This is a genomic window from Pseudomonas sp. GD03862, from assembly GCF_029840855.1.
Lineage (GTDB): Bacteria > Pseudomonadota > Gammaproteobacteria > Pseudomonadales > Pseudomonadaceae > Aquipseudomonas > Aquipseudomonas alloputida.
In genome coordinates this window covers 65,329-77,285 of the sequence record NZ_JAOCDI010000030.1, presented here as the reverse complement: position 1 = coordinate 77,285, position 11,957 = coordinate 65,329, and the positions used below count along the sequence as shown (strand labels likewise).

The window sequence follows — 11,957 nt, the reverse complement described above, 5'->3', positions numbered from 1 at the left end:
CTTATTGTCTATGTGGCCGCCCGACGGGTAGACGGCCCCCTTCCCCACCCGGCATCGCTTGATGCCAGGTAGGCGTTTGTGTCAATGCGGGGTGTACGGTTCGGTCGGCCGTGGCGATGAGGTTCGGCGGACCCTTCAGGCGACGCAGCAGGGTTTCGCGTTCTCAGGCACCCTCGAACAGCGAGATCACCACGGTGGCCACTGCGTTGCTCGCCAGGCTGAACACACGGTGTCGCATCGCATCCCCGGCAGGGTTCAGTCCCCGCCCAAGCTGTGAGGGTCGGGCCGGCGCTTTTCGATCGCAAACTTCAGCAGCGCGGCACTGCGGAACAGGCCATGGGCGAACTTGCCATAGGGCAAGGTCACGAACAGTGCCATGACGGTGCCCAGGTGCACGGCCAGCAGGATCGCCATCACCCCGGTGTCACGCAGCGCCAGCAACGCCATACCGGTCGTGCTGACCAACAGCAGAAGCAGGATGAACGCTCGGTCCATGGGGCGCTGCGCGGCGTCGCCATGCTCGGGCGCGCGGCGCAGGTTCAACGCCAGCAGGCCCGCTGGCCCGACGATCAGGCCGATACCACCGAGGGTGCCGAGGACTACCGGCAGGCTCAGCAGCGGATATGGCGCATGCAGGCCCAGCAGGTAGTGATATCCGGTGGCGACCACCGTGGCGGCAAAGCACAGCATGAAGCCGTAGAAGGTCAAATGATGGTAGCGTCGACGCCACAGCGTGTAGCGATCGTCGGAGTTGTTGCAGCCTTGGCCATGGCCGCCATCCAGATACTTGAGCGTCAGCACTGCGCTCGCCGCCTCCGGCAGCGCACCGTTGGCCGGTTGCCGCGCTTGGGCGGGCGACACCGTGCGCCAGAAGCGCCTCAACGCCACGGCCAGGGCCACCCCGGCAGCGCTGAACACGCCACCGAACAAGAGCGCCAAGGTGTTGTGCGGGAACACAGCGTAGAAATCTCCGGCCAGCCGCCCAGGCAGCAAAGTGCCGTTGACCTGCAAGGCCAGCAGCAAGAACAGCGACAGCGCCAGTGCCAACGCCACGGCGACGAAGGTGCCATTGCGCCGGTAGAGCTGCCCGAAACGGGCCGGCCAGGCGTACTCAGCGTAGGTCTGCCCGCGCACCTTGGCCATGGCCTGCGGCACGTTCACCGCGAACGCATGCGGCGCGGCGTACTGACAAGCGTGCAAGCAGGCGCCACAGTTGTGGCAGAGGTTGGCCAGGTAGTGGATGTCGGCCTTGCCGAAGTCGAGTCGACGGGTCATCGCCGGGAACACGGCACAGAACCCCTCGCAATAACGACAGGCGTTGCAGATGCGCATCTGCCGGTCCACCTCCTGCTCGTCCAGGTTCAGCAGCGGGATCAACTCGGCCTGTGGCGGGGCGGGTTCGAACACGCGGGGGTCAGGCATTTGCACAGTCATGCTGGGCCTCCAGGGGGGAAACACAATGGCCGGCGGCAGCAGCCGCCTGGGTGCCGGCGATGCGGCCAAACGCGGTACCGATGGACATGCCGACACCGGCGGTGTAGCCCTTGCCCAGCACGTTGCCGGCCATCATCTCGCCGGCGACGAACAGGTTGGGGCTGGGCCGCCCAGCGAAATGCACGGCGGCCGTGGCATCGGTGCGCAGGCCGAGGTAAGTGAACGTCACCCCCGGACGCAACGGGTAACCGAAGAACGGCGGCTTATCGATCGGCAAGGCCCAATGGCTCTTGACCGGTTGCACGCCGTCGGTACGGCAATCGTCCAGCCGGGTGTGGTCGAACGTGCCGGGGCGGCATGCGTGGTTGTAGGTGCGCAGGGTCTCGAGAAACGCAGGCACCGGCAGTCCGAGGGCTACAGCCAAGGCCTCAAGGCTGTCGGCGCGGGTGCCAGGGAAGACCGGTGGCATAAAGCGGCCCAGGGCCTTCTGGTCGATGATCGAGAACCCCACCTGGCCAGGCTGCTGGGCCACCAGGCGCCCCCAGATGGCATAGCGCTTGGGCCAGAAATCCTCGCCTTCGTCGTAGAATCGCTGGCCGTCGCGGTTCACCACCACGCCAAGCGACACGCAGTCGATACGCGTGCAGATACCGCCGTCGTACAGCGGTGCGCGGGCATCGATGGCGACCATGTGGGCCTGGGTCGGGTCGCCAATGGTGTCGGCACCTAGGTCTATCATGCGCCGCAGCAGCGCGCCGTCGTTGAAGCGCGTGCCCCGCACCAGGAAGTTGTCCGCCGGCCACTCGCCGCGATCATTCTGCCCCCAGGCCTCGCGCAGCCATTGGCGATTGGACTCGAAGCCGCCGGCCGCCAGCACGCAACTGCGCGCCTCGATGCGCTCGGCGGGCAGGCGCCGCCCGTCGACGTCGCGGGCCGCAAGGTGGGCAGCGATGAAGCGTCCATCGCGCAACTCCAGATCGCACACCGGGCTGTCGTAGCGCACCTGCACACCAAGCCGCTCGGCGCTGCGGTAATAAGCATTGACCAGGGCCTTGCCCCCGCCCATGAAGAACGCGTTGGTCCGCGCAGTGTGCAGCGCACCCGACAACGAGGGCTGGAAGTGCACGCCGTGGCGGCGCATCCAGCCGCGGCAGTCGGACGAGGCACGAATCACCAGACGCGCCAGGGCCTCGTTGGTCTGCCCATCAGTAACCTTCAGCAGATCCTGCCAGAACTCTTCTTCGGGGTAAGCCTCCACCAGCACGTCCTGCGGGGCATCGTGCATGCACCGAAGGTTACGGGTGTGTTGGGAGTTGCCGCCTCGCCAGGCGCGGGGCGCGGCTTCCACCAGCATCACGCTGGCGCCGGCCTCGCGCGCCATCAGCGCGGCGCAGAGGGCAGCATTGCCGCCGCCAATGACAAGTACATCGATCATGTCGCCTCCAGGGAGCGAGAAGCCAGGGTTGGGCAGCTCCTCGCGGACCCCGGACTCTAGGGGGTCGCGTACCTTGGGCGAAACACGATTGCAGGGGGGAGGTCTTCAGTTTTTCTAAAGGGACGGTCGTTCGCAGGCGCTCACAGCAAACGCGCCCCTGGCCAGCGATCCTGCTGCACCAATTCGCGGGACACTTCATGCAGCACGATCCGCGTGGCAAGTGCAGCAGGCGAGAGTTCATCATCGACCAGGCTCACCACCAAGTTGCGACGCTGAGCTTGCGGATCGTCGATTGAAAACACCCGCAGGCCTGCCTGCATGGCCCGGGCCACAGTGGCGCCGGGTTGAATCGTCGCGGCGTGACCTGCGCTGACGCAATCCATGAGAAGCGACAGGCCATCAACCTCCATGACGATATTCGCGTCCAATCCGACGCGCTCCAGGATTACGCGTACCGTGGCGCGAAGACCATGCTGGGCACTGGGCATCACCAAGGGCAGCGAGGCGATCTGCTGCAACGTCAGCGACGTCCCCCAGTCAGCCTTGACCAAGGCTACCGGAACCAATGCGAACAGCCGCTCCTCCAGCAGCGGCCGCGCATCCAGCCGCATGCCAGCCTCCAGCTGGAACAACACCGCCAAGTCCAGGTGCCGAGTATTGAGCTGGTTCACCAGGTAGCCCGACAGCATTTCCACCAAATGAAGACGTATATCAGGGTAGCGCTCGCGCATCCTGGCGATCAGCGCCAGCCCCAACACCGAAGCCGTGGTGGGTGCCATACCGACGCTGGCGTACCCACTCATACGCCCACTGCGTGCAGCCAACATGGCGTAATCGGCCTGGCGCAGCGTCAGGCGCGCATGGTATTCGAATGCCAAACCTGCCGCGGTAGGCGTGACGCCAACGCTAGAGCGTGTCAGCAGGCGGGTACTCAACTCACTTTCGAGCTTCGTGAGTTGCTGGCTCAACGCAGATACCCCAACGCCCGTTTCGAGCGCGGCTCTGCCGAGGCTGCCACACTCCAGCACACTCAGAAAGTAACGAAGCTGGCGTAACTCCATCAAAGGCATCTCCCATTCAGCAAGGTCGGCGGCTCATTGAGTATCAAGCTTTTGCGCAGATAAATGTTAGCGACCGGTGAACACACCTTTAGAATTTCAGAATCAAGGGCGATGGTGTCTGCCTGATTTGTCACCTGCGCGGAACGCGGCGATAAACGCCGCACCGCAACCATTATTGAAGCTGACATTCAGCCAATCTTGATAAATATCAAGGTCATCGAGCCCCACTGCGTCACGCTTGGCCTGAACCGGTGGGCCTTCATCGAGGCTGCCACCGCGGTGGAGGCCATCATGAATACTTACTCAAGACTGCTGCTGATCTGCCATCCAGACCTGCACCCTTCGCCTGCCCTGACGCGTGCTCAAGCGCTGAGCAGTGCGACAGGTGCTACCTTGCACCTGGTGGCGCTTAGTCAATTGCCCTCGCGCCTGGCAACCCTGGACCAGGTGCTACGCAAAAACGCCCGCAAGCAGGACGCCGAGCATCGTAAGGCTTGGCTCGCTGACCAGGTGAAGGCGATGGGCGAACTGGGCATTACCGCCTACGCCGAGACACTGGACGATCAAGACCCGCTCAAGGACTTGATCCGGCTGGCCCAACTGCACCGGATAGGGATGGTGATCAAGGACATCCAGCACGAAACCGCCTTGAGCCGTGCCCTGCTCACGCCATTGGACTGGCAATTGCTACGCCGCTGCCCGATCCCGCTGCACCTGGTAGCCCAGGCTGAAACGACGCTGCCAGCGCGCGTACTTGTCGCCGTGGACCTGGTCGAGCACGACCCGCTGATCGAGAAGCTCAACGACCACATCCTGCAATCGGCACAGGCACTGGCACAACGCTGCAAGGCGCAACTGCATCTGCTGCAGGCCTACGAACCCAGCGCCAGCTTCGTTGCCTATGCCGCCGCACCCGTGGCCTGGACAGACAAACTGGCCGAGGAAATGTCCGGTCGTGCGCGCGAGCGCATGGCGACGTTCGGCGGCCGTTATGGCATCAAGCCAGATCACCTGCACTTGGTGCGGGGTGCTGCCCGTAACGTGGTCAGCGAATACGCGAACCAGCAAGGCTTCGATGTGGTGGTGATGGGCACGCTCTACCACGAGGGGGTGAGCAAGGTCGTCGGCAGTACTACCGAGCAAACCCTGTACAAGATTCACTCCAGTATTCTGGCGATTCACGGTTGAACGACCGCCCGCTGGCTATGCTCGACTAGATACTCATCAAACCGCACAGTGCCATGCAGCTCATGTTGCTGTGAACGACCTCAGGAGCGCAGGGCATGAATGACACACCGCCGTTACTGTTCGCCTTGCAAGGCAGCCAGGACTATGGGAATGCCGTGGCGCAACGCTTGGGCAGGAAACTGTCTGCACACGAAGAGCGCGACTACGAGGACGGTGAGCACAAGTGCTGGCCTGGCGAATCGGTGGACGGTCGATCGGTCATCGTCTTCCACTCGCTGTATGGTGACGCGCACCACAGCGCGCATGACAAGCTATGCCGGTTGTTGTTCTTCTGTGGTGCGCTCAAGGACGCTGCTGCCCGCCAGGTGACGGCAGTCACGCCTTACCTCTGTTATGGTCGCAAGGACCGCAAGGTGGAGTTTCAGGACGCTATCATCACCCGCCATGTGGCTCGGCTGATGGAAAGCTGCGGCGTGGACCGCATTGTGGCGCTGGACGTGCACAACCCCAGCGCCTTCGACAACGCCTACCGAATCCCGAGCTGGAACCTGCAATGCACCCAGCTATTCGCCCAACGCCTGGCCCCACTACTCGGTGAGCAGGCGGTCACGGTCGTGTCACCGGATATCGGTGGCGTCAAACGCGCCGAGCAGTTTCGCCAGGTCCTGGCGCACCTGCTGGCGCGCCCGGTCTCGGTGGCCATGATGGAAAAACACCGCCAGCAGGCAGGCCTGAGCGGCGAACACCTGGTCGGTAACGTGGCAGGCAGCACCGTCATCGTATTCGACGACCTGATCAGCACGGGGCAGACGCTGCTACGCGCTGCCCAGGCCTGCCGGCAGGCCGGAGCCAGCCGCATGCTGGCCGCGGCCACCCACGGCCTGTTCACCACCGGTGGCGAGCTGTTCGACAGCGGCGCGTTCGAACGGGTACTGGTGGCCGACAGCATTGCCCCCTTTCGCCTGCCTGTGCGATGCCTGGAGCAACTGGATATCGTCGATACCAGCGCCCTGGTCGCCGAGCTGCTTGCCAACCGCCGGGGTCCTGGCGCATGACTCCGGCGCAGGCGGCGCCGACGGAGTATCCCTGCTCCTGAAATCGGTCGGGCCATGTGGCCATGAGGAGTGTCGCACGCCATGCCGATGGTGTTCGCGCAGAGCATCATGGGAACCGCTATAACCGTCTACCCTGCCCCCAGCCAAAGGCGTAACCCTTGAAACTGACCCCCGGCACCATGGGAGCACTGTACATGCCTATCGACTTCAGACCCGCTCGAGTCTCGGACGCGCATGATATTGCGCGCTTCTTTCAACTGACATCGGAGGGCATGGCCGATTACATATGGAGCAAGCTCGCCGCACCTGGAGAAGCATTGCTAAGTGTCGGTGCGTCTCGCTATGCCAGAGAACAGGGCGACTTTTCATACAAGAACTGCCTGATGGCCACTTTCGAGGAGCGCGTCATCGGCATGATGCATAGCTATGCCTTGCGCGCGACCCCTGACAGGCCAGTCGAGACCGACCCCGTCCTCGCGCCTTATTCCGACATGGAAATACCCGATACCTTGTACATATCCAGCCTGGCACTGGATGAGGCCTGGCGGAGCCAGGGGCTGGGTGCCGAGTTTCTTCGCCACGCCCAGCAGCGCGCTGACGACGCCGGCCTCGATGGACTGTGCCTGATCGATTACGAAGAAAACCACGGTGCACGCCGCTTCTACGAACGTCATGGTTTTCAAATTGTTAAAACCTGCCAGATCGTTCCGCACCCGATGCTGGGCGTCACCGGTGAAGCCTATTTAATGTATCGCCCTACTCACAACGTGCTCGAGAAACAGCCATGAACCAGAAACTGACCGTGTTCCGCGAACTGGATATCCAACCGCTGCGCGACCTGCCCTTCTTTGAAGAAGTATTGGAAGGCACCCCTCACACGCTGACGTCCAAGTACTATCACGATGAACAGCAAGGTCGCATTTCTGGAGAATGGGAAGCCAGTACCGGGGCGTGGCGCATTGACTACAAAGTCTGGGAGTTCTGCCATGTCCTGAGTGGATGCTGCGTCATCGAGCTTGAGGGATGCGCCCCGGTCACACTGGCCGCTGGCGACACGTTCATTATCGAACCGGGCGCCAAGGGCAAATGGACCGTAGTGGAAGACATGAAGAAGAATTTCGTGATCCTCGTGCCCGCGAACTAAGCCACTGAATGCTGGCTGAAGCCGACTATGCTGGTAGCAATCCACTCGTCGGCACAGGGGCTGTCAAATGGGCATGAAGCGCAGGTTGGGACGGGCTGCTTGGCTGATGCTACTGATCCACCTGCTGTTCTCGCCCCTGCTCCACGCAGACACCCCTCAGGCCGGGCCAGAGATAGAGGGTGTGATTGCCGAACCCGCCCCGCTGACCGTCATCAACCGCACGGTGCTGGTCTTTCGTGCGACGCTGCTGGGCGAAACACCCAAGGTGCGCGCCCAGCGCGCCAAGAAGGTCATCGAGGAAACGCTCCAGGAAACGAACGACCTGGAGGTTCGCGTCGACCCTATCCTGCGCAGCTACCTGGTGCTGCTGGGCGGGCGCCGTGCATTCATCGTGACGCCACTGGATGCTGCGGCCGACAACATTACAACAGGCGAAGCCGCCGAGCAGGCCGCCGAGAACCTGCGCCTTGTCGTCGAGGAAACCCGTCAGGCGCGTAGCCTGCGCTTTTTGCTCACTGCGATAGGCTACAGCGCTGCGGCAACCTTGGTGTTCTTCATGCTGGTAAAGGCCGCAGGCTACTGTCGACGCAAGCTCTTGGGACTGCTGCCCAAACTGATGGGCAAACACTCCGAGCGCCTCAAGGTCGGCCATACGCAAGTGTTCGACCTGCAGAACCTGTACTACCTGATCGACCGCTCACTCTGGCTGCTGTACTGGTTGGTCGTGTTGTTGTTCTGCTACCAGTGGCTGGGCTTCGTGCTGTCTCAGTTCCCCTACACAAGGTCTTGGGGTGAAAGCCTCAATATCCACCTGATGGAGCTGCTCAACTACCTGGTCAGCGGCATTTTACGTGCCATGCCCGGCCTGGTAGTTGCGCTGTCGATCTTCTTCATCGCCCGCGGTATCAGCGCCTTCTCCAAACGTGTGCTAAGGCGCATGGCACGCCCGGGCACGTTGAAATGGCTGACCGCCGAAACCTTGCAACCGACCATGCGCCTGACGTCGCTGGCAATATGGCTATTCGCCCTGGTGATGGCCTACCCCTATCTACCCGGCTCGGGTACCGATGCCTTCAAGGGGCTCTCGGTGTTGCTCGGTCTGATGATTTCACTGGGGGCGACCAGTGTCATCGGCCAAGGGGCCGCCGGATTGATCCTTACCTACACACGCACGATGCGCGTCGGCGAGTTTGTACGCGTGGGCGATTACGAGGGCACGGTGACCGAAGTGGGCATCTTCACCACATCCATACGCACCGGGCTTGGCGAAGTGCTGACACTTCCCAATTCAATGATTACCGGCTCGGTGACCAAGAACTACTCGCGTATCGTGGAAGGGCCAGGCTATGTGGTCGATACCGTGGTGACCATCGGCTACGACACCCCCTGGCGTCAGGTCGAGGCGATGTTGCTGGAAGCGGCTCGTCGCACCGACGGCGTGCTGCAAACGCCCGCGCCCCAGGTATTCCAGACGGCGCTGTCGGATTTCTACCCCGAGTATCGATTAGTGGCCCAGGCCATTCCGTCAGAGCCCAGGCCACGCGCGCAGCTCCTGAGCCTGTTGCACGCCAATATCCAGGACGTGTTCAATGAGTATGGGGTGCAAATCATGTCGCCTCACTACCTGGGCGACCCCGAGCAACCCAAATGGGTGCCCAAGGAGCAGTGGCACGCGGCCCCGTCCAAACCTGAAAACACCGCGTGAGCGATGAGGCCTCACGTGCCGGTCAGCGCAATGATCAGCGGCCCACAGACCGCCAGCAGGACATTGGAGACGGTGAGGCCGATATGGGTCCAACGCATGCCGAGCAGCGCCCCCATCACCAACCCGCTATGCACCCAACCACTTTGAGCACGGCGCAGAACCAAGCTCAAACGTCCAGCGCCCCCCTGAGCAAGGCGTCAAGCACGTGCGCGACGTCAGCACCCTGCTCGTCCAGCAGGCATACCGGCAGCCCGTGCAAGGCCGCTTGCACACCGGCCAGCCCCTCGCCCGTCAAGGCCAGCGGACAATCAATTTCCATCTGCAGCGAGCGCAGGCGCTTGGCCAAGGCAGGGCTAACCGGCGGCTGCAGCGCGATCACCAGTGCCGCAGGCTGCACCGCTGCACACAGCAGCGGGAGCTCTTCCAGCGGCTGCCCGCAGCCGAGCACTTCGATGCGTTGTCGCTCGCTGCTCAACAGCAGCCCGGCGCACAACACCTGGCACTCGGCTTGACCCTCGGTACCCGCCAGCAGCACCCGCGGCGCATCGACCTGGTTCATCTGCAAGCGCAGCAGCAGCCGGGCGCGCAAGAACGTATCGAGAAACAGCCATTGGCTACGCTGGCCTGGCGCAGTGCCTGAAGCCAGGTCATGCCAAACCGGCATCAGCACGTCCCGCAGCACCGTGGCCTTTGGCAAAAGTGTGAACAGCTGTCCATGGATAGCTTCCAACGCCTGCGCATCGAATGCCCTGGAGGCACGCGCAACGGCGGCGCGCCAATCATCAAAGGCCGAAGGCTGCTGAACAGGCGCCTCAGGCTGGCCGGCGAGCCTGTCGCCAACCTTGCTGATGGGCAGGCCGTTGGCGGTCCAGCGCAAGATGTCGCGTATTCGCTGCACATCCTGAGCCGTGTACAAGCGATGGCCGCCCTCGGTGCGCTGCGGGCGAATCAACCCATGACGCCGCTCCCAGGCACGCAAGGTCACCGGGTTAATGCCGGTCAGGCTGACCACATCGCGCATGGGTAGCAATTCGGGTGGGGTGGCGTCGGTCATAACGAGGTGTCATCCAGGGGGTGATACATTCTAAACCCAGATGCACCTTCTGCGGCGAGCCTCCTTGGTTCATCATGCAACAAACGGCGCCAAAAGCTTCTGCACGGAAGCCTTTGGCGCACATCGCATACGAAATGCCTGTAGGTGAGCCCCATGATCAACGCAAAACTCCTGCAACTGATGGTCGAACATTCCAACGATGGCATCGTTGTCGCCGAGCAGGAAGGCAATGAGAGCATCCTTATCTACGTCAACCCGGCCTTCGAGCGCCTGACCGGCTACTGCGCCGACGATATTCTCTATCAGGACTGCCGTTTTCTTCAGGGCGAGGATCACGACCAGCCGGGCATCGCAATTATCCGCGAGGCGATCCGCGAAGGCCGCCCCTGCTGCCAGGTGCTGCGCAACTACCGCAAAGACGGCAGCCTGTTCTGGAATGAGTTGTCCATCACACCGGTGCACAACGAGGCGGACCAGCTGACCTACTACATCGGCATCCAGCGCGATGTCACAGCGCAAGTATTCGCCGAGGAAAGGGTTCGCGAGCTGGAGGCTGAAGTGGCGGAACTGCGCCGGCAGCAGGGCCAGGCCAAGCACTGACAAAAAACCTATACAAGACCGTTGACTTGTATAGATAAAGGCTTAGGCTTCAGTTATACCTGTACAACAATTCAATTTTGTACAGGATTGCCTGGAGCCCAGTATGTCAGCGTACCTACAGCAATTCGCCGAGCGCTTCGCCCGCCTTGATGGGGCTAGCCTCGACACGCTGGATAAACTGTACAGCGACGATGTCACCTTTCGTGATCCCCTGCACCAGATACAGGGGCTGCAGGCCCTGCATGCCTACTTCGAGCAGTTGTACGCCAACGCCACCGATATCCGCTACGCCTTCACCAGCGCCGACGAGGTAAAGCCCGGGCAGGGCTACCTGCGTTGGACACTGCAGTTTTGCCACCCGCGCCTGGCCGGCGGCCAGCCGATCACGTTGCAAGGCTGCAGCTGCCTGCATTGGCGCGACCGTGTGCATTTTCACCAGGACTATTTCGACGCCGGCGCCCTGCTTTATGAGCACCTTCCCGTCATGGGCACAGCAATCCGCTGGCTCAAAGGCAGGCTGGCATGAGCCGCTGTTGGCTGACCGGCGCCAGCAGCGGTATCGGTGCCGCGCTCGCGCAAATCCTCCTGGAACAAGGTCACCAGGTCGCCTTGGGCGGGCGACACGCCGACCGCCTTGCCCCGCTGGCCGAACGGTTTCCTGGGCAGGTATTGCTGGCCATTGGCGATCTTGACAACCCGGAGCAGGTCGCCGGCATCGCTGCGCATATCGAGCAGGCCTGGGGGGGCCTGGACATGGCCATTTTCAATGCCGGCACCTGCGAATACCTGGAGCCGGGGCATTTCGACCCGGCGTTGGTCGAGCGCGTCATGCGCACCAACCTGCTGGGCGTCAGCTACTGCCTGGCGGCGGCACTGCCCTTGCTTCGCGCAGGCAAACGCCCCCACCTGGTGGTGATGGGCAGTTCGGTGACCTGGCTGGCCTTGCCCCGCGCTGGCGCCTATGGCGCGTCCAAGGCCGCAGTGCGCTATCTGGTGGAGTCACAGCGAATCGACCTGGCTCGCGAAGGCATCGCGGTCACCCTGGTGAGCCCAGGCTTCGTGGACACGCCACTGACCCGTCGCAACGATTTCCCCATGCCACAGCTGTGGTCTGCGCAGCGTGCCGCCCGGCATATCGCCAAGCGCCTGCCCGGCCGCCCCCTGGAAATCAACTTCCCCGGTCTTTTCACCTGGGTGTTGCGCCTGCTCGGGGCGCTGCCCGCGCGTCTGCGCCTGGCGCTGGGCCAACGCCTCGCCCGTCATGAACAGGAATGATGATCC

At 62.7% G+C, this 11,957-nt stretch carries 13 protein-coding genes; 8 read left to right on the top strand and 5 right to left on the bottom strand.

All coding sequences use genetic code 11. From position 1 onward, the window contains the following. Nucleotides 1-255 precede the first annotated feature (255 nt). From tcuB to N5D53_RS19120, 3 genes are all read right to left on the bottom strand, one after another. On the bottom strand, nt 256-1,434 hold the full coding sequence (gene tcuB / locus N5D53_RS19130; protein WP_223843535.1) for a tricarballylate utilization 4Fe-4S protein TcuB: 1,179 nt from the start codon (nt 1,432-1,434) through the stop codon (nt 256-258). Beyond that, nucleotides 1,415-2,869, bottom strand: coding sequence for an FAD-dependent tricarballylate dehydrogenase TcuA (tcuA, locus tag N5D53_RS19125; RefSeq protein WP_190869415.1), 1,455 nt, complete (start codon nt 2,867-2,869; stop codon nt 1,415-1,417). The genes tcuB and tcuA overlap by 20 nt, the downstream gene beginning before the upstream one ends. A 140-nt stretch (nt 2,870-3,009) precedes the next feature. Then, nucleotides 3,010-3,930, bottom strand: coding sequence for a LysR substrate-binding domain-containing protein (locus tag N5D53_RS19120; protein WP_190869416.1), 921 nt, complete (start codon nt 3,928-3,930; stop codon nt 3,010-3,012). A 198-nt stretch (nt 3,931-4,128) separates the two neighbouring features. Here N5D53_RS19120 and N5D53_RS19115 point away from each other — a divergent pair, with 198 nt between their 5' ends. The 5 genes from N5D53_RS19115 (at nt 4,129) to N5D53_RS19095 (ending at nt 9,022) form a co-directional block, all read left to right on the top strand. Continuing rightward, on the top strand, nt 4,129-5,118 hold the full coding sequence (locus N5D53_RS19115; RefSeq protein ID WP_064493314.1) for a universal stress protein: 990 nt from the start codon (nt 4,129-4,131) through the stop codon (nt 5,116-5,118). A gap of 95 nt (nt 5,119-5,213) precedes the next feature. Next, complete coding sequence (gene prs, locus N5D53_RS19110; RefSeq protein WP_190869417.1) at nt 5,214-6,173, top strand: ribose-phosphate diphosphokinase; 960 nt, start codon at nt 5,214-5,216, stop codon at nt 6,171-6,173. A gap of 179 nt (nt 6,174-6,352) precedes the next feature. Then, nucleotides 6,353-6,961 carry a GNAT family N-acetyltransferase gene (locus N5D53_RS19105; RefSeq protein WP_190870181.1) on the top strand — a complete coding sequence of 203 codons (609 nt, stop codon included), beginning with the start codon at nt 6,353-6,355 and terminating at the stop codon, nt 6,959-6,961. Next, nucleotides 6,958-7,317, top strand: coding sequence for a cupin domain-containing protein (locus N5D53_RS19100; RefSeq protein WP_003253997.1), 360 nt, complete (start codon nt 6,958-6,960; stop codon nt 7,315-7,317). Before N5D53_RS19105 ends, N5D53_RS19100 begins: the two co-directional genes overlap by 4 nt. Before the next feature lie 67 nt (nt 7,318-7,384). Further along, nucleotides 7,385-9,022 (top strand): mechanosensitive ion channel family protein, encoded by a 1,638-nt coding sequence (locus tag N5D53_RS19095; RefSeq protein WP_279840602.1) that lies wholly within the window; start codon nt 7,385-7,387, stop codon nt 9,020-9,022. Nucleotides 9,023-9,033: 11 nt separating this feature from the next. Here N5D53_RS19095 and N5D53_RS19090 read toward each other — a convergent pair whose 3' ends face one another. Together N5D53_RS19090 and N5D53_RS19085 are read right to left on the bottom strand one after the other, a co-directional pair. Then, a complete protein-coding gene (locus N5D53_RS19090) occupies nt 9,034-9,192 on the bottom strand; it encodes a hypothetical protein (RefSeq protein WP_279840601.1) in 159 nt (52 codons plus the stop codon). Next, on the bottom strand, nt 9,189-10,076 hold the full coding sequence (locus tag N5D53_RS19085; RefSeq protein ID WP_279840600.1) for a MerR family transcriptional regulator: 888 nt from the start codon (nt 10,074-10,076) through the stop codon (nt 9,189-9,191). Before N5D53_RS19085 ends, N5D53_RS19090 begins: the two co-directional genes overlap by 4 nt. A gap of 153 nt (nt 10,077-10,229) precedes the next feature. Between N5D53_RS19085 and N5D53_RS19080 the strand changes: the two genes are divergently transcribed. The 3 genes from N5D53_RS19080 (at nt 10,230) to N5D53_RS19070 (ending at nt 11,951) form a co-directional block, all read left to right on the top strand. Next, a complete protein-coding gene (locus N5D53_RS19080) occupies nt 10,230-10,676 on the top strand; it encodes a PAS domain S-box protein (RefSeq protein WP_029615462.1) in 447 nt (148 codons plus the stop codon). A gap of 103 nt (nt 10,677-10,779) precedes the next feature. Then, entirely contained in the window at nt 10,780-11,202 is a 423-nt protein-coding gene (locus N5D53_RS19075) for a nuclear transport factor 2 family protein (protein ID WP_064493319.1), read from the top strand. After that, on the top strand, nt 11,199-11,951 hold the full coding sequence (locus tag N5D53_RS19070) for an SDR family NAD(P)-dependent oxidoreductase (RefSeq protein ID WP_014860483.1): 753 nt from the start codon (nt 11,199-11,201) through the stop codon (nt 11,949-11,951). Before N5D53_RS19075 ends, N5D53_RS19070 begins: the two co-directional genes overlap by 4 nt. Nucleotides 11,952-11,957 lie beyond the last annotated feature (6 nt).

What these genes read in the sequence shown, in the direction of transcription:
- tcuB (WP_223843535.1), bottom strand. Translation starts at nt 1,434, where the DNA reads ATGACTGTGCAAATGCCTGACCCCCGCGTGTTCGAACCCGCCCCGCCA.
- tcuA (WP_190869415.1), bottom strand. Translation starts at nt 2,869, where the DNA reads ATGATCGATGTACTTGTCATTGGCGGCGGCAATGCTGCCCTCTGCGCC.
- N5D53_RS19120 (WP_190869416.1), bottom strand. Translation starts at nt 3,930, where the DNA reads ATGGAGTTACGCCAGCTTCGTTACTTTCTGAGTGTGCTGGAGTGTGGC.
- prs (WP_190869417.1), top strand. Translation starts at nt 5,214, where the DNA reads ATGAATGACACACCGCCGTTACTGTTCGCCTTGCAAGGCAGCCAGGAC.
- N5D53_RS19105 (WP_190870181.1), top strand. Translation starts at nt 6,353, where the DNA reads ATGGGAGCACTGTACATGCCTATCGACTTCAGACCCGCTCGAGTCTCG.
- N5D53_RS19100 (WP_003253997.1), top strand. Translation starts at nt 6,958, where the DNA reads ATGAACCAGAAACTGACCGTGTTCCGCGAACTGGATATCCAACCGCTG.
- N5D53_RS19095 (WP_279840602.1), top strand. Translation starts at nt 7,385, where the DNA reads ATGGGCATGAAGCGCAGGTTGGGACGGGCTGCTTGGCTGATGCTACTG.
- N5D53_RS19085 (WP_279840600.1), bottom strand. Translation starts at nt 10,076, where the DNA reads ATGACCGACGCCACCCCACCCGAATTGCTACCCATGCGCGATGTGGTC.
- N5D53_RS19080 (WP_029615462.1), top strand. Translation starts at nt 10,230, where the DNA reads ATGATCAACGCAAAACTCCTGCAACTGATGGTCGAACATTCCAACGAT.
- N5D53_RS19075 (WP_064493319.1), top strand. Translation starts at nt 10,780, where the DNA reads ATGTCAGCGTACCTACAGCAATTCGCCGAGCGCTTCGCCCGCCTTGAT.
- N5D53_RS19070 (WP_014860483.1), top strand. Translation starts at nt 11,199, where the DNA reads ATGAGCCGCTGTTGGCTGACCGGCGCCAGCAGCGGTATCGGTGCCGCG.